This is a genomic window from Microcoleus anatoxicus (assembly GCF_042465725.1).
In the GTDB taxonomy this organism is placed as follows: domain Bacteria; phylum Cyanobacteriota; class Cyanobacteriia; order Cyanobacteriales; family Microcoleaceae; genus Microcoleus; species Microcoleus anatoxicus.
Genome location: NZ_CP120853.1, coordinates 943,652 through 965,841, shown reverse-complemented (window position 1 = coordinate 965,841; position 22,190 = coordinate 943,652). Strand labels below are relative to the sequence as shown.

The window sequence follows — 22,190 nt, the reverse complement described above, 5'->3', positions numbered from 1 at the left end:
GCTAGTCCAATACATACACTTGAACGTTGGCGATCGCCCGTCCGATCGCCGGTGCTGTATCTGCCTCCTCCCTCACCGGAATTATACCAGAAGTTGCCACAACAGTATTCTCAGTCGGACTGTAATTATTCACTACTTGAAAAGGATGCTTGGCTGACGGATACTGGCGGAGTTTGTCGCCTCCTGTTAGCAAAATTCGCAGCGCAGAATTCAGCGGCCAATCTAACAGCAAAAGTTGTTCGGCTAAAGGTGTCGGCACAAAGCTAACAGTGATTTGATTTGATAGCAGCCATTCCCGCAGGCGATCGGGCGAGATTCTAATTTCATCCTCAGCCAAGTAAATGCTAGCACCTGCTGCCAAAGCGGGCCAGATTTCCCAACCGAAAGCATCGAAAGCAATGCCGGCAATTTGCGATGTGCGATCTGTATTCATCTCTCTTCTCTTCCTTCGCGTCATGAGCGCCTTCGCGGTTAAATCATTCCGATACAACCGGAATTGATATAACAGCTCATCAAACGCAAAATACAGCAAATAATCGGTGTGTCCGCTCAAAATTCCAAATCTTCTCTCACATCTGTAGGCTGTGAAATTTGTTGATTTTTCGCCGCCCAACACACAGTTTCAATATATTTTGCCAGACTCTCCACCGTCGGTGTCTCAAACAAATTTCTGACAGACAATTCGATTTTAAAAGCATCTCGGATGCGGGAAATTAACTGAGTTGCTAGCAGCGAATGCCCGCCCAATTCAAAGAAATTATCACCCACACTTACTTGCTTTTTTCCCAAAACTTGAACCCAAATTTTAGTCAGCACTTGTTCTACTTCTGTCCTAGGCGCTACATAATTTGCTTGAATATCGCCCGTTTCTGCATCTATCTTAAGTAACACCGCGCGATCGACTTTGCCGTTAGGAGTCAGCGGCAGGGATTCCAGCACCGTCCAAGTTTTTGGCACCATATACCCCGGCAGTTTCTGTTGCAAAAATTTCCGCAAATTAGGCGATCGCAGTTTGTAATTAATCCCCTCAACCACCACATAAGCCGCCAAATACCTGTCTCCCGGCACATCTTCCCGCACAATTACCGCCGCAGCTTTCACTCCCGGATACTGCTTCAGCACTGCTTCAATTTCTCCCAACTCGATGCGGTATCCGCGCATCTTTACCTGACTGTCAATGCGCCCTAAAAATTCGATATTTCCATCGGGAAGATAGCGGGCTAAATCGCCAGTTTTATAAAGTTTTAAATTAGTGGATTCTCCTAACTCAGAATTGGTAGTAACAGGATTGGGAATAAATTTTTCTGCTGTTAAATCTGGACGGTTGAGATAGCCCTCTGAAACAGCGGATTTTGATGCAAATAACGCTGCGGCTGCAATTCCTCCACCAGTTGCTCGAAAGGCACATCTTGGCAGGCGTAAGCCGACATCGTTACTTCCCGAACTCGGTTTAAAAATTCTCGAAAAGTCGGGTTTCCCGATAAGTCACTTCGCAGCACTAAAGTATTGACAAAAAAACCGATTAACCCTTCAATTTCGCTGCGGTTACGGTTGGCGATCGGACTGCCCACTGCAATATCCAACTGCTGCGAATAGCGGGACAGCAAAACTTGAAATGCTGCTAGCAAAGTCATAAACAAAGTCGCACCTTCTCGCTGGGCCAGCCCTTTCAATTCACTGCCCAGGTGTGGCGCTAGCTCAAAAAATTCCGTAGCACCCCGGTAGCTTTGGGCGGCTAATTTAGGTCGATCGACTGGCAAATTCAGCGCCTGAATACCCGCCAACTGCTGCCGCCAATAAACTAACTGATTTTCTAATACTTCCCCCTGCAAACATTGGCGCTGCCATTCGGAAAAATCGGCATATTGCAGCGGCAATTCCGGCAGTTGCGAAGGTCGATCGCCAACCAAGGCTGTATAGATAATTTCCAGTTTCCGAATCAAAACTCCGATCGACCAATCATCGGCTACAATATGGTGCATATTTATTGATATAATATGCTCAGTTTCCGACAAACAAATCAGCACCGCACGCAGCAGCGGTGACACCGATAAATCAAAAGGTATTTCCGCCTCTAATTGAGCTAATTTAATGGCTTCTAATTCCCGTAGTTCTGGGGGAAATGTTCGCAAATCAGCTATATTTAAAACAAACTTGCAAGTGGGAGAAATTACTTGTATGGGCTGCCCGTCTACCGCTGCAAAAGTGGTCCGCAAAACTTCATGTCTGTGCACAATTTCCCCGATCGCCCTTTCCAGACAATCTCGATCGAGGGCACCAGTCAAGCGCAGTGCAGTTGTCACGTTGTAAAAAGGATTGTTCGGCGATAATTGGTCGAGAAACCACAACCGCTGCTGGGCAAAAGATGCCGGAAATACGAACACTTCTGCTGCTTCGGAAATCTTGAGTTGGTGTCCCTCGTCCCCAATTTCACTCATCGGTTTTATTGCTAAAATAGCACTATCGAGGTGCCTAACTCCTGATAAAGTTATCTAAGCATAACAAGTTATGGTAAAAATTGCCCGACAGGAGGTAAAGATTGATGGGAGATGCCGATCGCATCTGGGAAAGCGCAGCCGCAGACTTAACAATATCGAGCACAGACATTCATATCTGGCGCGTTAATCTCGATCGACCCCCATCCCAGATCCAAAACTTAGCACAAACCCTCTGTGATAGCGAATTACAGAGGGCAGAACGCTTTAGGTTCGATCGAGACAAAAACCATTTTATCGTTGGCAGAGGCGCGCTCAGAGTCATCCTGAGCCGCTATTTGAAGGTCGCTCCCAACCTAGTCGAGTTCAGTTACGGCCCCTGTGGCAAGCCAGAAATAGCCGCCAATTTGGACAGCACACTTAGTTTTAACTTGTCTCACTCTCAAGGCTTAGCTTTATATGCCCTGACTCGCAGCCGCCTCATCGGAGTAGATATCGAAAAAATCCGTCCCGTTCCCCAGATGGAGTCAATTGCTGAGCGGTTTTTTTCCCCCCAAGAAAACACCGCATTTAAGACAGTTTCAGCCGAGGAAAAATTAGCCGCATTTTTTAATTGCTGGACTCGCAAAGAAGCTTACATAAAGGCGATCGGAGACGGATTGAGCTTTCCCCTCCATCGGTTTAGTGTTTCCCTAACTCCAGGGGAACCCGCACGGCTGTTGGACGTAGAGCTTGATGCCCTACCGGATAGCTTCGCCGCGCGTACAGCACCGAATTTATGGTATTTAAAAGCGCTGATTCCTGCACCAAATTATCTCGCAGCAATTGCTGTAGAAACAGGGGGTACACAGTTGACTTGCCACCATTGGTTAGAACTGGATGGAATTTAATTCAACCACAATCTCATCATCCCCCATAATACCAATTTCATAAAGTCCTACTACAGATGTAGTTCAAAGCCCCCCCTTAGTAAGGGGGGGTTGGGGGGGTAGATATGTAACTTTATGAAATTGGTATAATACCAAATCCTCTCTTCATCGGAATTATTAAACTCTCTCTTCTCTTCCTTCGCGTCCTACCCTACGGGAACCCCTGCGGGGAACGCGCCTTCGTGGTTAAATCATTCCGATACAACCGGAATTGGTATAACTAAGGATCGATCCCTATTGCAGCGGCAAAAACACCGTCATCACCTCACCCTTTTGGGGCCGCTGACGAATCACCAATTTTCCCCCAGCAGCCCGAAATAAATTCTTAGTGACGCTCAAATTTAAACTCAAACTTCCTGTTTCTGGCTGCACCATCAACAAAGGTCCGATCGACCGCAAAGGACTATTAGCCTTAGTGGCAAAAGTCGAGGTATCATTACCTTCAGATAAATGTTCCGATTCCAACTGCAACTTTAACTGATTTCCAGCCAATGTTACCCCCACTTGAATGTGACTCCCCGATGGCAAAGTGCGAGTAAAATTTTCAATCAAACCAGTTAAAACCTGGTCTAACATAGTCGGATCGCTAACTACTGTCGGCAATTTTTTCGGGACAATTACTTCCAAAGTATGATTCCGCTGACTTGCTTGTTTTTGCCAGCGCGGAATGCTATCCAGCAGCACTTCACCGAGGGACATGGCTGTTAGTTGTACACCGGAATTTTTCGCTTGAGACATTTCCATTTCTACAGCCCGGAAAATTAAGCCGAAGCGATCGATCTGAGCGGTACACTCGGCATCAATCATTTCCAAACGCTTGACTACCACGGCATCTAGTTTGGGACGTTTCAGCAACAATCTAGTGAGAGTGCGAATCGTCGCCAAGGGAGTGCGGACTTCGTGGGCGATCGCCTGTAGCAATTCCACCTCTTTAGTAGCGTGAGGAATCGGAGGTTTACAGTTGAGATTCTTCCCCTGTAATTTTTCATGCCTGTCTCTCAAACTATCATCAATTCTTTCCTCTTTAAATCGACCTGTTTCTTCTTTGCCAATCGGCAAATTATGCAACAACAAGCGACTGAACTGCATGACTGTTTTATAATTTGGTTCCACAGGATAAAAATGCTGAAAAATTGCATCTAATTTAGTAGAATGAGCAGTAAATTGACCCACATCTAAATTGATAGCGCCGTCAAAATTTCCTAGCAAACCTTCACTTTCAGTCACCCTGCGTCGCAAAACTTCCCAAGCTTTCGCGACTACTTGGGGATCGAAAGAAAATAGAAAAGCTGGAATGCCCAGAGCATTTTCGCCTAAAACCATCACCAGGCTAAAACTAGCTGTGAGAACCAAACAAAACTGCTCGTTAGCTAAAGGATCGCCCATCGCCAAAGCCAGTGCAGGCGCAGCAGCCGGGCCTGAAATTTGCACGTCACCCGCCGGCAGTAAAGCTAAAGTTTGTCGAGTCCGAAAAGACCACAAAGCTGCATCGTTGTCGGGAATACTGGTAAAAATCCAATTGGCAAAGCCGGAAGCCACGGCTGGGTTAGTTAAAACGGAAGATGGACCCGATAGCACTAATCCATGGCAGGAATTCGGAACAGTTGAGGGACAATTTGTTCCGCAGGAATCAGTTTTTTGTTCCTGTTGTTGTCGATCGAGCATTTGATTTAAAGTGGCGATCGCACCGTACCATTCCTGTTCCGCTTTCAGCCTGGAAGCCCCGCGACTACCTGGACAGCGATGGCGGTTGTTTTCTCCCGCCAACTTCCCATCACAGAAACTGATCTCATGTTCTGGGCCAGAGGCGGCTAAAATTTCGCTTATTGTCGGTAAAAAGTAAGTATTCACAGTTATAAATCCACCTTCGGAGGCATGAAGGATGAAGTATTTATTTAATTTGAAAGTTCAGGAGTTAGGATTGAGGCACCACAAGGATTAACAAATTGCGTTAAATTTTTGCCTTTCCCTCCTGACTCACAGCATATCTACCTTTGTCAATTCCCGATATTGGCACAACCGTACCAAGTAAGCCGCAATCTCCGCGCTAGGGCTGATATTTTGGCTCAATTAAACCGATCGCCCTGGCAAAAGTGCAAAATAGATGCAGTTAATCACCTGCTTTCCTCATGCCCACCTCGATTGCTGACTCAAAAAATCTGCTGTCCGACTTAATGGCACGCTACCGCAACCAGGTAGATTATCTAGCAATTCGCCTAGAAGAAGCCGAAGGTACTGACATCCTGCTGCGGGGTGAAAAAATTGAAACCCTGAGTGAAGGAATTTCCATTGGCGGCCAAGTTCGAGCTTGTCACAAAGGCGGCTGGGGCTTTGCTAGTTTTAACCGACTTTCCACCCTCGCCGACAGAATTGAAGAAGCCATCGCCTCCGCCAAACTGATCGGCGAGTCAGAAACAATTCTGGCACCTGTCACCCCAGTACAAGATATTTGCTTCCTACCGCTGACTGGAACAGACCCCCGTCTGGTTCCCCTGATCGAAAAAAAGCAATTGTGCGATCGCTACGCGGCAATTCTGCGCAGCATTGACCCACGCATCGCCACCATCTCCGTCCGCTACGGCGACAGCACCCAGCGCATCATCCTCGCCACCTCCGAAGGCACAATGCTCGAACAAGGTTGGGCAGATATGGAAATGCGTTTTGCCGCCACAGCCCGCAGCGGGGAAACCGTACAAACCGGCCGCGAAACCACCGGTTCCCGCAAAGCTTACGAAGACTTAACCGATCTCGATATTCAAGTTCGCAGCGCCGCCCAGAGAGCCGTAGATTCCCTAGCCTTACCCCCCGTCTGTGGCAACACCTACACGGTGGTTATTGACCCAATTCTGACCGGATTATTCGTCCACGAAGCCTTCGGCCACCTCTCTGAAGCTGACATGGCCTACGAAAATCCCGACATCATGGAGGTAATGACCCTCGGCCGCCAATTCGGCCCAAAAGAGTTGCAAATTTTTGACGGCGCAGCACCAGGGGGACACCGGGGTAGTTATTTCTACGACGATGAAGGCACTCCGGCTACTACTACTCAGTTAATTAAGGATGGTGCTTTAGTGGGAAGGCTGCACTCCCGCGAAACTGCTGGCAAATTGGGAGAAGTACCGACTGGGAACGCTCGTTGTTTGGATTATCATTATCCGCCGATCGTCCGCATGACTAATACTTGGATCGAACGGGGTACGACACCGGTGGCTGATTTATTTTCTGGCATCACAGAAGGTGTGTATGCACGGAATTGGCAAGGTGGCATGACTAACGGTGAAATGTTTACCTTTGGTGCTGGGGAAGCTTGGATGATTCGCCATGGCAAATTGGCCGAACCAGTACGGGATGTCACTCTTTCTGGTAATGTTTTCAGCACTTTAGCTGATATTGAGGCGATCGGCGACGATTTTTATTGGGATGAATCCGGCGGTTGTGGGAAGGGTGGACAAAGCGGTTTACCCGTGGGCTGTGGCGGCCCTAGTTTACGGATTCGCAATGTTGTTGTCGGTGGTGAAGCTGCTGAGGACTAATTTCCATTGTCTTGCTTTCCAAAAGCAAAAGGCGAGCTGATCTGCCATCAGCACGCCTGCAAAGCTTATTAAATTTTTCCGAATTTATTTATCAAAAAATTGGGTTGAAAACCCCGTCCTTAAGGACGGCTTTAATTCTTTGGTAGATTTTACCGAGCCTGTTAGAATGGAATAGTAAAACAAAGGACAAAGAATGAAAGCAAGATTCCAATACAGATTCTATCCTACCACTCAACAACGCCAAAGTTTAGCGCAGTTGTTTGGTTGCGTGAGAGTTGTTTGGAATGATGCCTTAACTCAAAGCAAGTCAGGCAACTATCCAGGCTACAATACTCTATCCAAATCTCTAACTCTATCTAAAAAGACAGAAGAGAGAGCCTGGTTAAACGATGTATCATCCGTGCCATTACAGCAATCCCTCAAACAATTAGATGTTGCTTACAAAAACTATTTTGACTCTCTAAAAGGGAAAAGGAAAGGCAAAAAAGTCGGTCAACCCAGGTTCAAAAAAAAGACTAACAGTCAATCTGCAACTTTTGTCAAATCGGGTTTTTCTATCAAAGGTGAGTCCGTCTATCTGGCAAAAATCGGAAATGTTAGTCCTATCTGGTCGAGACAACTGCCATCAAACCCTAGCTGTGTCACAGCAATCAAAGACTGCGCCAACCGTTATTTCCTGAGCTTTGTTGTAGAGATTAATTCCGATATTGTCGAAGCTAAAAACCACAGCATCGGCATCGATCTGGGTATTAAAACCTTTGCAGTGATGAGCGACGGAAGATCAGCTAAAAGTCCAAGCTACAAACAGTTAGACCGAAAAATTCGCAGACTGCAACGCAAGTTGGCAAGGCAGCCCAAAGACTCAAAGCGCCGCAACAAAACTCGCATTCAGATTGCGAAACTGTACAATCAAATTGGGGATACTCGTAAAGACTTTCTGCACAAACTATCGACCAAAGTTGTTAGTGAGAATCAAAGGATTATTTTGGAAGATTTGAACGTGTCTGGTATGGTCAAAAACCGCAAACTTGCCAGGGCGATTAGCCAACAGGGATGGTACGAGTTTAGGACTTTATGCGAGCGTCAGTCTGAAAAGTATGGCAGAGAGTTTAGGGTAATTAGTCGCTGGGAACCAACAAGTCAAATCTGTTCAAATTGCGGTTTTAGATGGGGAAAATTGGATTTAAAAATCCGCTCGGTTCAATGCTTGAATTGCGGCAACGAACACGATCGCGATGAGAATGCAGCGAAGAATATAAACAAAGTCGGGATAGGGCATTGCCACGACTCTAAATGGACACAGAGAGAAGGTAAGACCACTTGTGGCACATCTCCGTGAAGTGTCAAGAATCCCCGCGCGTTCACGCCGGGGAGTATGTCAACAGGTAACTGGTAAATACTAGGAAACAGTTTTGCTGGCGCGACGGCGACGGGCGGCAATCAAGCCACCGAAACCGAGAGCTAAACCAGTCATTGTCATTGGTTCGGGGACTGCTTCGGCGCTCACGGTGAAGTCTTGGAAGTCTGTGTCGTTGCCGCCACCGCGATCGTCGAAGGAGATTAGTGTGCCTCCGTTAAACAGAGAACCTATTCCATCTGTGTAGGAGCCAGCGGCTTGGAATTCAGAGGTTGTTTCTTTGCCGAGTGCGTTCCACAGGGAGGATGACGCACCAAATACGGCTTGCTGGCTGCCTGTAGACGCGACGTTCAGGTTCAGACCCGATGTGGAGTAGACCATGCCGTTATCGCTGGAGAGTCCCATGGTGTAAACTTTATTGGCCAGGAAGGTGAAGACTGAGGAGCCGGAACCCACAACTGTATTACCGAGTGTTCCTTTCCATTCGTTAACGCTGCCGTCGTCTGAGGATTTAGTTTCCGAAAACAAGTCGGCAACTTTAGAGAGTGAGAATCCGTTGACTTCGTAGATGCCCAAAGAGGAAGTGAAAGCCCCGTGAGATTCTTTGAAATTAAATTGGACATCTTGATTTTGTCCGAAGGTGATGCCGTTGGTGCCAAAGGAGAAGGCTTGGGCGGGAGCGGATGCACCCAATAAAGCGGTCGCAGCAGCGGTGGCAGTTAGAGCTGAGAGGAGTTTGGTGTTCATAACTTTTTGCTGTTTAGTGACGATGTTCGTAATAATTTAATTATGAGATAGTTTTTGGATTTTGTTGCTACTTCCGATCGCTTTTGACAGATTCTTCATCAAGACTTTACCTAGTCTTTACAAATTCTACTAAATCGGGTTAGCGATCGCCCAATTCTCAACTCATTTTTGCTTCGTTTTTCGCCGACTTGTTTTTTGATGGCCGGTGCAAGTCCTCACCTACCTCATACTTACGAATAAACACCGTGTTATGGGCGCAATTTAAAGCCCACTGGAGTCTACAATCAATTGTCAGCCAAGAATATTGGTGGTTTGGAACTTGCGTAGAGAATTTAAAATAGTTGAGTTATCAGTTAAATTACGTAGTCGATCCCGTGTTTTTGTTGTCTTAAATCGAGATACACATAAACCCATTGGTCACGTATTGAGGGGGGACACGATCGGGATTTTTAAAATTGGGCGACAGAACCTAAAACGCGAAAATATTTTAGGGTGTTATGACCACGGGTAGATTAGTTATTTAATCAACTGAGACTGGCTATCTCTACAGGGTTAGTAGTAGTTGTCCGCTACTGTCTACTATTCGACCGATAGCAGGAGTCATGAGGCAGAGGCGATCGTACCTCATGTATCAGCTTCCTATATTTGCTTCTGCTTTGCCCACAAAATTTCCCAGCCCACGGATTCACGCTCTACAGTAAATGACGGCAACGCTCAGTATAGCTTGTAAGGACTCCGATCGCGCGATCGATCTAAAATTTGGCCTTTTGGCCAATGTTTTTTAGTTAATTCAGGGGCAATATTAAAAGCACCAAGTTTGCACTCCATCGCTGAGCCTATAATCTTTAACAACAAGATATTGTTAAACAATGGATTTATGAGAGTTTTGTGTAAGGTTACACAGCTTTGCGTACAAGTCGCGTGCATTCACGCCACTGAAGTGTCAAAATATGGTGATGTCGATCGCATACAAAACTTTTGATGGGTAAAAAATTATGCTCGTAACTTGCTTGATTCCCTTAACTCTGTTTTTAGTGGCTGCGGTAATTACTACAGGGACTGACAGAAGAACCCTCGACGGCATTCCCGCTCCTATAGCGGCCATCATTGGCATGGGTTGTTTAATCTGGTTTATGGCGGTGTGTCCTTGGCAGATCGAACTCGGTCTGGTGCTAGTCGTGCTACTTTGGGGCAAAGCTTACGTGCAAAATATGTTGAATTTTCAGAGCCGGCAGTGAAACAAAGTGGCTATCCATTAATCACTGAACCAAGCTGGACTACCAGCGATCGCGGTGAACAGATAGCCAGCCTCAGTTAGAAGTAGGTTAACTCTAGATTGTCCCCAGAGCGAGCTGTTAAATTGGCAAGCGATTGATATCTTTATTAGAACCAATTACCACCATCGCCTCACCCTGTTTCAAACGCTCATTGGGCTGCGGATTAATTTCAAATTTCTCATTTCGCCCCACTGCAAGCAAATTCAAACCGTATTTGCGACGGAGTTCCAACTCCGCGATGGTTTTGCCATCAAATTTTTCAGGAACGAGCAACTCAACTATACTGTGATCGGGATCGAGGTCAAAGCGCTCTAAAATACTGGGTTTGGTAAGAGTGCGTGCCAAAGAGTAGCCCATTTCTCGTTCGGGAAAAACCACATGATCTGCCCCAACTTTTTTGAGAATTTTTAAGTGAGTTTCCGAAGAAGCTTTAGCTATGACATGAGTTACCCCGCCTTCCTTAAGATTTAGGGTGGTGGTAATACTTGCTGCTAAGTAATTGCCGATCGCCACAATCACTGTATCAAATTCAAATAGACCTGCTTCCTTAAGAGCCGTAGGCTCGGTAGAATCTAACTGTACAATATGAGCAGCAATGCGATCGCTCAAAGCTTGAGTGACTTTTTTTTCATCGCTATCAACCCCCAAGACTTCATAGCCTAAACTGTGCAAAGTCGAACACACAGCATTCCCAAAGCGTCCCAAACCAATAACTGCAAACTGCTTGTTTTCAGCGCGCAAACTGCGAAAAAAGTTTAAAGATGACAGGTTCACGTTCATATTCAGAGCTAATTCTCCTACTTTTAACAAATTAACAGAGGCGGCCGACACGGTAACAGAGCCAAGCCTAAATGTTGAATTTTTGGTCTGTGTTGAAACTTGATTTGAGCTGTTACCCATTGTTTAGACGATCGGCAACAAGCCAATATTTTACTATCCCACTAACAAACTTTCTTCGGGATATTTAACAGTGGTGGGTTTAGGATCGCCGACGGCAGCACTCATCAGCAGCAGCACGCCAACCCTACCTATGTACATAGTAGCAATCAGAATTAACTTGCCGATCGCCGAAATCTTCGCAGTAATTCCCGTAGAAAGTCCCACCGTCGCAAAAGCTGACACTGCCTCAAATAGCACCTGAATAAATTCTAGTTCGGGATTAACCAGCTCAACTAAAGTTGCAGATACTATCACCACCATCAGGGAGCCAAACACCACACTAATAGTCTTGAGAATCAGTGGTATAGGGATTTGGCGCTGATAACACTCCACCTGCTCCTTCCCTTCCAGAACTGCTGCGGTACAGCTAAACAAGATCCTAAAAGTTGTGGTTTTGATACCGCCACCGGTACTGCCGGGACTAGCGCCAACAAACATCAGGGCGATGGTCAAAAATAGTGCTGTTTCGCTCATTTTGCCAATGTCAATTGTATTAAATCCCGCCGTGCGAGGAGTCACAGATTGAAACCAAGCAGCCATAACTTTTTGACCCAAATTGAGAGGACCGAGAGTTTGAGGATTCTGGTATTCCATGACCAAAAATGCGACAGTTCCTAAAAATATAAGTACAGCAGTTGTGCTGGTAACGACTTTAAAATTTAGGGAAAAAACTGTGCAAATCGGACTTTTATTGAACCAAGCGCGCACCCACAGGAACATTTCCATAATTACCTGATAGCCAATGCCTCCAAAAATAATCAAACCACCAATGGTAAGGTTGATTAGAGGCGAACCACTATAGCCGATTAAATTGTCTGAATAGAGGCTAAAACCCGCATTGTTAAAGGCATTAACGCTGTGGAAAATAGCCGACCACAGACCATCCTTAAATCCAAATTGCGGTACAAAAACCAACATCAGCAAAAACACACCTGTTAGTTCAAACAACAGGGTTGTTGCTAAAATTGACTGTACCAGTTGCACTACACCATCTAGACCTGATTTGTCAAGGGATTGTTGGATAGCAATTTTGTCTTTCAATCCAAATCGGCGACCGAGTAAGAGCAGTAAGAAAGTAGTGGCTGTCATATAGCCTAAACCACCTATTTGCACTAAAAAAACCAGGAATAATTGCCCCCAAAAAGAGTAATATTTCCCCACATCTACCACTGACAAGCCCGTGACGCAGACAGCAGAAGTAGAAGTAAATAGTGCCGTGATGGGGTCGCTCCAAGTTCCCTCACTTGTGGAAAAAGGCATCAATAATAACAGAGCACCTAGGGTAATGACGGCTATAAAACCCAAGCAAATAGTTCGCGAGACAGTCATTCGATTTGAGATTTTAGATTTGAGATTGAACGTGGGTTGAAATTTCAAACATTCGGCCTTGAGTTCCGGCTATCGAATCACATCTACCCCTGGAACTTAAATCGCAAAAGATGACAAGAATGGCAAAAGAACGGTAGAATTTCTTTAATAACTTGCGATCGTGCGATGACATCAACACTTTACCAGCAAATTCAGCAATTTTATGACGCTTCCAGCGGTCTGTGGGAACAGGTGTGGGGCGAACATATGCACCACGGTTACTACGGCCCGGATGGAAACTTAAAGAAAGAACGCCGACAAGCTCAGATAGATTTGATTGAAGAACTGCTTGACTGGGCAGGAACACCATCAGAGACCCAACTCTCTGAACCTTACAACATTCTAGATGTCGGCTGTGGCATCGGTGGCAGTACGCTGTATTTGACCGAAAAGTTTAGTTCTGTAGCTGGAAATAATTTTAGGTTAGATGATGAGGTCGATCGCAATCTTAGTCGATCGCCTGGACAAAGTAAAACGGAAACTAGGATTACAGCTACCGGCATTACTCTGAGTCCAGTACAAGCAAACAGAGCCAAGGAACGGGCCAAAATGGCTGGGCTCGAAAACAATGTCAATTTTTTGGTGGCCGATGCTTTAAATACGCCTTTTCCTGACAACTCCTTCGATTTGGTGTGGTCCCTAGAAAGTGGCGAACATATGCCAGATAAAATTAAATTTTTGCAGGAATGTTACCGCGTCCTCAAGCCGGGGGGAACTTTGATTTTGGCGACATGGTGTCATCGTCCAGTGGGAGAAACTGCCGGAGAATTAACAGATGCAGAAAGAAGGGAATTGGCAGAAATTTACCGGGTTTATGCTTTACCTTATGTAATTTCTTTGCCGGAATATGAAGAAATTACCCGCAGTTTGCCTTTGAGAAATATTCGCACTGCTGACTGGTCAAAAGCTGTGGCTCCTTTTTGGGATATAGTGATCGATTCTGCTTTTACTCCTAGTGCGATTTGGGGTTTGTTGACTAGCGGTTGGACGACGATTCAAGCGGCTCTGGCGCTCTCGTTGATGAGTCGTGGCTATGAAAGCGGATTGATTCGTTTCGGGTTGATTTGTGCTGTCAAATAACTCTGGAAGCACAGGGAAGCAGGAATCAGGAAGTGGACGGGGAGTAATATCTCCCTTAAACTAACCTGAAACTCAAGGCTTGTATTCAAGCCTCCTAAAAAACTTATGAAATTTATCGGCATAGACTTAGGTTGGAGTTCGGGAGCAAGTGGTTTATGCTGTTTACATTGGGAACACAATGGATTGGAATTAATCGAGTGCGATCGCCAACAATCCCTCAATGACATTCTCACCTGGATCGAAACCCAAATCTCCCCAACAGAACCCGCAATCATCGCCGTAGACGCCCCTACAATCATCGCCAATGCCACTGGAATGCGAGAAGCAGATAAACTCACCCACAAACATTTCGGGCGCTACCACGCAGGGTGTTATCCAGCCAACCTTTCCCGCCCCTTCGCCCAAAAAACTGTAGAATTAGGCATCAGTTTAGAAGCCAGAGAATTTGCTCACGCCCCAACTATTGAAGCTCAAAAGTTAGGTAGATATCAAATAGAAGTTTATCCTCATCCAGCCACAATAAACTTATTTAAATTAGACAGAATCATTAAATATAAAAAAGGAAAACTGGCAGAACGTCAACTAGAATTGATGAAACTCTGCCAGTATATTAGAGATATTTTACCAAACCTTGAACCCTCTCTAAATCTGCCTTCTAGCACAGGCATTTTGCCTGGGAGTCTTGGGGGTTTAATTCCCTTAGAAATTCCCACCAGTATTGCCACCCTCAAAGCCTTAGAAGACCAGATAGATGCCTTGCTGTGCGCTTATATAGGCGCTCACTGGTGGTACTGGGGAATAGAGCGGAATTTGGTCTTGGGCGATCGCACCACCGGCTACATCGTCATTCCCCAACTTGGATAAGGAGACAGGGAGAGGGAGAGTGGGAGAGTGGGAGAGGGGGAGAGTGGGAGAGAGGGAGAATGGGAGAGAGGGAGAATGGGAGAGTGGGAGAATTACGAAAATCTTCCTTTATTCTCCCGACTCCCGACTAATGACTAATGACCACTGACTAATGACTTCTTCTAATGTGCCCAGAGAATCACACCAGGTTCATAGGGGCTGCTGAGATTTTCGTGCTTCGGCAAAACCCGGAGGGACAAACCTTGCAAGCCGCTAGAAGTATAGGTAATGTCCGCCGTATAAAGACTAGCATTGTGACCATCTTGTCCCAAATACTCCATCACCATCGGCACACCACCAACAATTTCTCCGTTAACATCGATCGAACCTTGATACAGTTCCACTTGCACGTCAGCCGGCGTCAACCCCATCAGATTGATCCGAGCTTTAACATCGATCGACTGATTGACCTTAACTTCCTGATCTTGGGAAATATCAACAGCCTCAATCTTAATGTCGTGCCACTTTTGCAGCAAATTCTGCTTCCAGTGAGACAACTCCTTAGCCGGAGCGCAATTATCCTTAGTCATCGTGTAGAATCGATCGCTCACAGGGAAATAAGCCCGCCGTGCGTAATCCTTCACCATCCGAGCCGTATTGAAGAAAGGACAATTCAAACGAATAGAATCCTTCATCTTCTCTGTCCAACCGCGCGGAATTCCATCAGAATCCCGGTTATAAAACAGCGGTACAACTTCCTTCTCCATCAACTCGTACAAAGCATTAGCTTCGACATCATCCTGATACTTAGTATCTTCGTAAAACTCCCCATGTCCGATCGGCCAACCGGTCCGAACATAATCAGCCTCATCCCACCAGCCATCAAGAATACTCAGATTCGGCAAACCATTCATCGAAGCCTTCATCCCGGAAGTACCAGAAGCCTCACGGGGGCGGCGCGGCGTATTCAGCCAGACATCGCAGCCCGACACCATCATCCGAGCGACATTAATGTCATAATTCGGCAAAAACACCATCGAACTCATCGTGTCGTGTTCGCGGATGAAGTGAACAATATCCCGAATCAATTCCTTACCCGGAATATCCATCGGGTGAGCCTTCCCAGCAATCACAAATTGCACCGGGCGGTTTTGATCTCGCATAATCCGCATAATGCGATCGACATCACGCAAGAATAGCGTAGCTCGTTTGTAAGTAGCAAAACGACGAGCAAACCCGATGGTCAACACCTTCGGATTCAGAGCCTCCCGTGCGTGTTCGATCTCGCCTGGAGCAGCGCCCCGTTCCCGCAAAGTCTTTTGTAGCCACTCCCTCGCGAACACCACTAATTCCGATCGACAGCGTTCGTGATTCCGCCACAATTCCTCATCAGGAATCGAAGCCATCTTATCCCACAGGCGATCGTCCTTACGAGTCATTTCCCAATCCGGGCCAAGGTAGCGATCGTACAACTCCTGAGTAGACTTAGCCACACAACTGCGAGCGTGAACCCCGTTGGTAATCGAAGTAATCGGCACTTCTTCCTGTGGCAAACCCGGCCAAAGTCCGCCAAACATCGGCCGCGACACCACACCGTGCAAAGCCGCCACCCCATTGACAAAACTCGACATTTTGATAGCGAGAATTGCCATATTCAGAGGTGCCGAAGCATCCCCCGTATTTTCCCGGCCCAGGGCCAGAAAATCCTCTTGGGACAACCCAAAAATCTTGGGATATTGACCGAGATAGTGCATTACCATACTCGGCTCGAACAAGTCAAACCCCGCAGGGACTGGGGTGTGAGTCGTAAACATACTACTAGATATCACCACCTGTTCGGCTTCTGTGAAACTCAGGTGATGTTCCTCCATGAGTATGCGTATCCGTTCCAAAGCCATGAAAGCCGCGTGGCCTTCATTCATGTGATAAGCAGTGACAGTCAGCCCCAAAGCCTTGAGCATTTTCACACCACCAATACCCAGCATGATTTCTTGGTGCATCCGCAGGGTTTTATCACCGCCGTAAAGTTGGTCGGTAATATCTTGATCGTAGCGACTGTTCGGTTCAATATTCGTATCCATCAGGTACAGAGGCACCGTACCCACTTGCACCCGCCAAATCCGCGCGTAAACCTTGCGGCCCGGATAGTCTACCTCAATCCGCAATTCTGAACCGTCGGGATTCCGTTCCAGATGGAGCGGCATATTGTAAAAATCGTTGAGCGGATAACGTTCTTGTTGCCAACCGTCGGCATTGAGATACTGCGAAAAATAGCCTTCTTGGTAAAGCAAGCCCACGCCGACGAGGGGCAATCCCAAATCGCTCGCAGATTTCAGGTGGTCTCCAGCCAGGACGCCCAAACCCCCGGAATAAATGGGCAGGGCTTTGACCAAGCCAAATTCCATCGAAAAGTAAGCGTAGCATTCTTGCAGGTCTGTGCCCCGCTGTTTGCGGTACCAGGCGCGATTTTTGAGATAATCTTCTAACTGCTGGGCTGCTCGGTTCATTTGGGCAATGAAGCCCTTGTCTTCTGCCATTTCTTCCAGTCGCTCTTGAGAAATGGTCCCTAGCATCAGCACTGGGTTTTGGTTGCTGGAGTCCCAGAGGTCTCTATCTAGGCGGCGGAATAAGTCTTTGGTTTCTACGTTCCAGTCCCAGTGCAAGTTGTAGGCAAGCTTGCGTAGGGGTTCGAGAATTGTGGGTAGGGAAGGGGAAACGTTAAATGTACGAATCGGCTGCATAGACAAATTTTCTATTGTTGGGTAGCGATATTTTCCTCTGTCTTTTGGCACAAGTCCGTTATTCTGCACACTATTTTAATTTTTAACTCGCTGACATCAACGGGCAAGCCGACTGGTTGAACCAAGAATCCCCGCGCATTCACGCGCCCGGAGTGTCAATCTGGCGGTTGAGGTAGGAACACCAATCAGCTAAACTTGTATCCGATCGCCAAATTAACTACAAGGCAGTCAGGAACTCCCTGAGTCAACGCCACGCTCGCTTGTAAGAAATTGCAAGCTTAACAAGCCTTTATAACCAGGTCGAAGCGAACACATTCGACTACGCGAGCGTGCACCGCATTACCCCGAAAGGGAGATTGAGGCAACCATACCTCACAGGAGAGGCAACCATACCTCTCCAACCCCGAAAGGGGATTGACGGGGACTTTAGTCCCCCTTATAGTTTCCCTCTCAGGTCTAAAGACTCTGAGTTGCCCACTTACCGAGCTTTTTTATGACTACTTCTGCACAGAAAAACCAGACCGAGATTTCCAATACAGTCTCATCAAATCCACAAATGTTATCTTTCCTGAAAATTATTGAGTATTTATCCCTAGCTGCTTTTGCTGGTGTATGCATCCTTACCAGAGTTTTTCCAGACAATCAACTTGTCGTTATCTGGGGAGCTGTTTTTCTCTCTAGCTTTATTTTTATGTTTCTGACCAATAGACAATTGGCTCAGAACTCTAGGAATCTTACTAATCAGTTAGAACTCGGAAGAAAAGCTGAATTATATAGTTATCTGTTGAACCCGAATAATTCTTCAGAATACAATCTGACAACTCCCGTGAGAGTAAAGGCTTTACGATATTGCCAGGAGTTGATTGACGACTATAAAAAGACTAGAGAGACTTCGAGAAATATTTATTATACTTTCCAATTGGCAACCGTTATTTTATCGGGAGTCACACCAATTTTAGTATTGGTAGACAAATTGGAACCAGGTCAAACTTTGCTCAAGTGGCTGCCCGTAATTTGTCCCGCTGTCGCCTCAATAGTCGCCAGTATAGTTACCTCCTTTCCTTTTCAGGAGAATTGGATTTCTGCTAACACGACTGTGGAATTGTTAGAAGCGGAACAGGAGAAATTTATATTGGGAGTGACTCCGGCTTATTGTTGCTCTGATGTAGCCGACGCAGCCGAATCTCAACAAATGGCAAAAATGGCAATAGAAAACTTTATCAATCAGGTGAATGAAATTCATCTCAAGCAAATCCAAAAACCAGATGAGACACGATCAAAGGAGCAGAATACAGAGCCCGATCAATCTACTGAGTCAAAGCAGGGGCAGAGTTAACGAAGCTGACAATAAGCTGTTACGCAGATCGATCGTATAATAGACGTCTCCAAAAAAGGCTGTCAAAGGGAGGTAGGATGCCTAACCCCTACTCCCCACAGGAATTATTGGAGATGTCTAATAGAAAGACAAGACAAGTAATTGCTGCACAATCGGTTCTACCAAAGATGCAGAGGCTCTCACTTAGCCCGAACGCCCTCACCCCTCCTTCTCAAGCAATTTTTGCCTTTTTCAACAGAGAATCGATCAAAATTTTAGTAGCATCATTGGCTGATAGCGGAGGGCTAAAGTAGTAACCTTGAATTTCTTGACAATGGAGCGATCGCAAACATTCCAACTGCTGTTTAGTTTCCACCCCTTCTGCCACCACATTCAAATTCAAGTCTCGCCCCAGAGTGGCTACAGCATTGGCGATCGCCCTTTCCGACAGGTCATTGGTCAGCCCGCTGACAAAAGATTTGTCTATTTTCAATATATTAAGTGGAAATTTTTTGAGATAAGTTAAAGAACAATAACCCGTTCCGAAATCATCCAGCGCAATCTGCACTCCCATATTCTGCAACTGCGTCAGCACTTTTTTCGTATAGTCCATATCTTGCATGGCGGTACTTTCGGTAATTTCCAACTCTAAATACTTCGGTTCTAGACCAGTTTTTTCCAAGCAATCCGACACCATTTTTAATAAATTGAATTGCTGGAATTGCCTCGCCGAAAAGTTAACTGCTATCCGTAAGTCTGGCTGTAAAGCATCCTGCCAAGCTTTGTTTTGTTTGCAAGCAGTTTCCAGAACCCATTCCCCAATCGATACAATTAGTCCATTCTCTTCTGCCAACGGAATAAACGTATTGGGATAAATCAAACCTAATTCTGGATGATACCAGCGCAGCAACGCTTCCATGCCCTGTATCTTCCAAGTAGTAATATTCACTCTTGGCTGATAGTAAACCTCAAATTCTCCTTGTTCGGGAGCCTCATGCAGCTTACTTTCTAAAATCAGCAACTGACTGCCTTGGGGATTAATTGTTGAGTTATAAAATTGATAGTTATTTCTTCCCCTTTCTTTCGCCCGGTACAAAGCAGCATCTGCATTTTTCACTAAAGTTTCCGCATCCTCTCCATCATCGGGATAGAGGGCAATCCCGATGCTGCTAGTGATGTGCAGTGACTGTTCTTCTAGTTTAAATACTGGCTTTAAACTCTCTTGTATTCTTTGAGCAGTTTTGACTGCATCTTCCGGCGAATTGATGTCTGGTAGTAGCACAGTAAATTCGTCGCCACCCCAGCGGGCCACCGTATCATTTCCTCCCAAAGTGTCGTTGATGCGTGCGGCAAAAATTTCCAACAGTCGATCGCCCGCTGCGTGACCTAGGGTATCATTGATCTTCTTAAACCTGTCTAAGTCTAAAAACATCACAGCTAATATTTTTTTGCTAGTTTTAATCTGTTTTAATGACGCGGAAAGTCGCTGGTTAAAAAGTATACGGTTAGGCAAACCAGTGAGTTGATCGTAAACAGCTTGATAGCGAATAATTTCTTCAGCTTGTTTGCGTTCAGTGATATCCATCATAGTGCCGATCGCCCGCACCGCTTTGCCACTTTCATTACGAATTATATAGGCCCGATCCAGCACAAAAACATATCTACCATCCGCACAGCGAAAGCTGTATTCTTCTAACCAATATTGAGCATCGCCTGCTAGGGTTTTGTTGAAATTTTCTATCACTTTTTCCCGTTCTTCTGGATGAATTTTTTCTGACCAAAATCCCAACTTAATACTCTGATTATTATAAACCTTGTGACCAAATAATTTATTAAATTCTTCGCTCCACCATAAGTCTTCATTCACCAAATCTAAGTCCCAAACAGCATCATTTGTCGCCCGCGTCAACAGGTTAAACCGTTCTTCACTTTTACGCAGTGCTTCTTCAGCGCGCAGCCGTTCCGTGACATCCCGAAAACTGAAGACTCTGCCACTAATTTTTCCTCCCGTGCGCTGTGGTAGAGAGTAGCGCTCAAATATTCTACCATCTTTAAATTCGATGATATCATAACTTTCTAACTCCGGTACATCGGACAATTCTTGAGAGCGTTTTAGAAAAGTTTCGGGATATTTTAATTGATTGATTCCGAACCCTAAAACTTGATTATTAGAGCGAGAATCGAGCAGAAAATCCGGCACTTGCCACATTTGGGCAAACTTGCTATTAAAGGTGACAATGTTTCCTTGGCTGTCAACGGCAAGAATGCCATCAGCAGTGGATTCAATGGTTGCTTGCAGTAAGGAAAGAGATCTTTCTAGTTCTAAATCAGATAATTTGCGATCGCTAATATCAAAAGCAGTGACTAATATAGAACCTTTTCGCTCAAACTTAATCAGATCTAATGTTGCTTCTATCCAACGTTCCTCTCCGCTTTTTGAAATCAGTAAAATTTCATGTTTTAAATTACCTTTTTTGCGATGTTCGCTAACTTTTCCCCACTTTTTAACTACGGAACGAAACTCAGGATGAATTAAATCATACAAATCCATTGATAACAATTCTTCGCGACTATATCCCGTAATAGCTTCCGTTTGAGAATTGACATAGCGCAATTGTCTGCCTTGATAGATAAATGCAGCAGCATTCACAGTTTCTACCAGTTGTCGAAACTTTTTTTCACTGCGACGCAAATCTCTTTCTACCCGCTTGTTTTCCGTAATATCTTGGGCTACATATAATTTGCCACTTACCTCGCCTTTTCCATCGCGAATAATTGAAATAGACAGGAGTACAATTATTTTTTTTTCATGTTTCGATAAATAAATTTTCTCGACGTTGCGGACAGAATCTCCTGCTGTTAAATTTTCAGTTTCTCGCCCAGCAAGGGGTAATTGTGTTTTCTTAAAAATGGTTGCTATTGGTTTCCCGATTAACTCTTTTTTCGAGTATCCTAAGAGTTGGCAGGTAGCATAATTCAACGATAAAATATTTCCCGTGGGCGTAGTGGCAACTATGGATACACTAATATCCTCAAAAATATCCAAAGCGTACTCGGCAGTTTGTTGCAAATCTTGAGTCATGTTCGCGATAGTATGCCCGATATTCGGCTCGTTGTTTTTCGCTTCTGAATTTACATTTTTGGCTGAGTTAGTATAAATTTGTTTTCCATTTAAATTAAATTTACCGATCGCATTTAATAACATACTCGCCTTATTCGTTCTCATCATTAAAGAAACTAATACTGACATAAAAGCCAGATAATATGCCACCTGATTTAAACTAGAATTATCTGCTTGATTTTTATGGGCCTCCGTATCTATAAAAAAATCTGTAGAGGAATTATTCACCTTAATGACATCGGATTTATTAAATAAATGAACTTTGTCAGCAGCACTAGCTCGCCAATCCCCTCGCGAATTGCCATAATTTTGAATAAATAGCTGACTGATTTTTACAGCAAAAATACCGTATTTATTGCCTGAAACTTCTGGAAGGTATTTCAAATTAATAGAGGAAATAATACAGAATATAGCACCAGTTAAATATCCTAAAAGTAAGTTGCCATTAATTTTCATTTGCTCCACTTCCTGATTTTAAATGAATTTTTATATATAAACAATGAAA

General features: G+C 45.2%; 16 protein-coding genes. 7 read left to right on the top strand and 9 right to left on the bottom strand.

The annotated features are described in order from the left end of the window. Position 1: 1 nt before the first annotated feature. The 3 genes from P2A85_RS04055 to P2A85_RS04045 all read right to left on the bottom strand — a co-directional run bounded on the left by P2A85_RS04055 (position 2) and on the right by P2A85_RS04045 (position 2,438). Positions 2-433 carry an AMP-binding protein gene (locus tag P2A85_RS04055; RefSeq protein WP_377477707.1) on the bottom strand — a complete coding sequence of 144 codons (432 nt, stop codon included), beginning with the start codon at positions 431-433 and terminating at the stop codon, positions 2-4. Positions 434-549: 116 nt separating this feature from the next. Beyond that, complete coding sequence (locus P2A85_RS04050) at positions 550-1,161, bottom strand: phosphopantetheine-binding protein (protein ID WP_377477705.1); 612 nt, start codon at positions 1,159-1,161, stop codon at positions 550-552. A 149-nt stretch (positions 1,162-1,310) separates the two neighbouring features. After that, a complete protein-coding gene (locus tag P2A85_RS04045; protein WP_377477703.1) occupies positions 1,311-2,438 on the bottom strand; it encodes a condensation domain-containing protein in 1,128 nt (375 codons plus the stop codon). Between the two features lie 104 nt (positions 2,439-2,542). Between P2A85_RS04045 and P2A85_RS04040 the strand changes: the two genes are divergently transcribed. Continuing rightward, a complete protein-coding gene (locus P2A85_RS04040) occupies positions 2,543-3,325 on the top strand; it encodes a 4'-phosphopantetheinyl transferase family protein (protein ID WP_377477701.1) in 783 nt (260 codons plus the stop codon). Between the two features lie 273 nt (positions 3,326-3,598). Here P2A85_RS04040 and P2A85_RS04035 read toward each other — a convergent pair whose 3' ends face one another. Further along, entirely contained in the window at positions 3,599-5,215 is a 1,617-nt protein-coding gene (locus P2A85_RS04035) for a sensor histidine kinase (protein ID WP_377477699.1), read from the bottom strand. Between the two features lie 278 nt (positions 5,216-5,493). Between P2A85_RS04035 and P2A85_RS04030 the strand changes: the two genes are divergently transcribed. Continuing rightward, on the top strand, positions 5,494-6,897 hold the full coding sequence (locus P2A85_RS04030) for a TldD/PmbA family protein (protein WP_377477697.1): 1,404 nt from the start codon (positions 5,494-5,496) through the stop codon (positions 6,895-6,897). Between the two features lie 193 nt (positions 6,898-7,090). Continuing rightward, positions 7,091-8,236, top strand: a complete 1,146-nt coding sequence (locus P2A85_RS04025) for an RNA-guided endonuclease InsQ/TnpB family protein (RefSeq protein ID WP_377476338.1) — start codon at positions 7,091-7,093, stop codon at positions 8,234-8,236. Between the two features lie 60 nt (positions 8,237-8,296). Here the strand turns inward: P2A85_RS04025 and P2A85_RS04020 are convergent, their stop codons facing one another. Continuing rightward, on the bottom strand, positions 8,297-8,947 hold the full coding sequence (locus P2A85_RS04020; protein WP_377477695.1) for a PEP-CTERM sorting domain-containing protein: 651 nt from the start codon (positions 8,945-8,947) through the stop codon (positions 8,297-8,299). Positions 8,948-9,996: 1,049 nt separating this feature from the next. Between P2A85_RS04020 and P2A85_RS04015 the strand changes: the two genes are divergently transcribed. Continuing rightward, entirely contained in the window at positions 9,997-10,239 is a 243-nt protein-coding gene (locus P2A85_RS04015) for a hypothetical protein (protein ID WP_377477693.1), read from the top strand. Between the two features lie 117 nt (positions 10,240-10,356). On the opposite strand, the gene P2A85_RS04010 is transcribed toward P2A85_RS04015, so the two are convergent. Both P2A85_RS04010 and P2A85_RS04005 read right to left on the bottom strand, forming a co-directional pair. Beyond that, complete coding sequence (locus tag P2A85_RS04010; protein WP_377481296.1) at positions 10,357-11,052, bottom strand: potassium channel family protein; 696 nt, start codon at positions 11,050-11,052, stop codon at positions 10,357-10,359. A 159-nt stretch (positions 11,053-11,211) separates the two neighbouring features. Continuing rightward, on the bottom strand, positions 11,212-12,546 hold the full coding sequence (locus P2A85_RS04005; protein WP_377477691.1) for a TrkH family potassium uptake protein: 1,335 nt from the start codon (positions 12,544-12,546) through the stop codon (positions 11,212-11,214). Positions 12,547-12,711: 165 nt separating this feature from the next. Between P2A85_RS04005 and P2A85_RS04000 the strand changes: the two genes are divergently transcribed. Together P2A85_RS04000 and P2A85_RS03995 are read left to right on the top strand one after the other, a co-directional pair. After that, a complete protein-coding gene (locus P2A85_RS04000; protein WP_377477689.1) occupies positions 12,712-13,665 on the top strand; it encodes a methyltransferase domain-containing protein in 954 nt (317 codons plus the stop codon). A 105-nt stretch (positions 13,666-13,770) separates the two neighbouring features. Beyond that, entirely contained in the window at positions 13,771-14,529 is a 759-nt protein-coding gene (locus P2A85_RS03995; RefSeq protein ID WP_377477687.1) for a DUF429 domain-containing protein, read from the top strand. Positions 14,530-14,690: 161 nt separating this feature from the next. Here the strand turns inward: P2A85_RS03995 and glgP are convergent, their stop codons facing one another. Next, positions 14,691-17,249, bottom strand: coding sequence for an alpha-glucan family phosphorylase (glgP, locus tag P2A85_RS03990; RefSeq protein ID WP_377481293.1), 2,559 nt, complete (start codon positions 17,247-17,249; stop codon positions 14,691-14,693). A 493-nt stretch (positions 17,250-17,742) separates the two neighbouring features. Here glgP and P2A85_RS03985 point away from each other — a divergent pair, with 493 nt between their 5' ends. Further along, positions 17,743-18,585 carry a DUF4231 domain-containing protein gene (locus P2A85_RS03985; protein WP_377477685.1) on the top strand — a complete coding sequence of 281 codons (843 nt, stop codon included), beginning with the start codon at positions 17,743-17,745 and terminating at the stop codon, positions 18,583-18,585. A gap of 211 nt (positions 18,586-18,796) precedes the next feature. On the opposite strand, the gene P2A85_RS03980 is transcribed toward P2A85_RS03985, so the two are convergent. Continuing rightward, the gene (locus tag P2A85_RS03980; protein ID WP_377477683.1) at positions 18,797-22,141 is read right to left on the bottom strand and encodes an EAL domain-containing protein; all 3,345 of its coding nucleotides are present in this window, start codon (positions 22,139-22,141) and stop codon (positions 18,797-18,799) included. Between the last annotated feature and the right edge of the window lie 49 nt (positions 22,142-22,190).

Excerpts from the sequence above, each read along its gene's own strand:
- P2A85_RS04050 (WP_377477705.1), bottom strand. The coding sequence starts at position 1,161 with ATGCGCGGATACCGCATCGAGTTGGGAGAAATTGAAGCAGTGCTGAAG.
- P2A85_RS04000 (WP_377477689.1), top strand. The coding sequence starts at position 12,712 with ATGACATCAACACTTTACCAGCAAATTCAGCAATTTTATGACGCTTCC.
- P2A85_RS04025 (WP_377476338.1), top strand. The coding sequence starts at position 7,091 with ATGAAAGCAAGATTCCAATACAGATTCTATCCTACCACTCAACAACGC.
- P2A85_RS04005 (WP_377477691.1), bottom strand. The coding sequence starts at position 12,546 with ATGACTGTCTCGCGAACTATTTGCTTGGGTTTTATAGCCGTCATTACC.
- P2A85_RS03980 (WP_377477683.1), bottom strand. The coding sequence starts at position 22,141 with ATGAAAATTAATGGCAACTTACTTTTAGGATATTTAACTGGTGCTATA.
- P2A85_RS04055 (WP_377477707.1), bottom strand. The coding sequence starts at position 433 with ATGAATACAGATCGCACATCGCAAATTGCCGGCATTGCTTTCGATGCT.
- P2A85_RS04040 (WP_377477701.1), top strand. The coding sequence starts at position 2,543 with ATGGGAGATGCCGATCGCATCTGGGAAAGCGCAGCCGCAGACTTAACA.
- P2A85_RS03985 (WP_377477685.1), top strand. The coding sequence starts at position 17,743 with ATGACTACTTCTGCACAGAAAAACCAGACCGAGATTTCCAATACAGTC.
- glgP (WP_377481293.1), bottom strand. The coding sequence starts at position 17,249 with ATGCAGCCGATTCGTACATTTAACGTTTCCCCTTCCCTACCCACAATT.
- P2A85_RS04045 (WP_377477703.1), bottom strand. The coding sequence starts at position 2,438 with ATGAGTGAAATTGGGGACGAGGGACACCAACTCAAGATTTCCGAAGCA.
- P2A85_RS03995 (WP_377477687.1), top strand. The coding sequence starts at position 13,771 with ATGAAATTTATCGGCATAGACTTAGGTTGGAGTTCGGGAGCAAGTGGT.
- P2A85_RS04015 (WP_377477693.1), top strand. The coding sequence starts at position 9,997 with ATGCTCGTAACTTGCTTGATTCCCTTAACTCTGTTTTTAGTGGCTGCG.
- P2A85_RS04030 (WP_377477697.1), top strand. The coding sequence starts at position 5,494 with ATGCCCACCTCGATTGCTGACTCAAAAAATCTGCTGTCCGACTTAATG.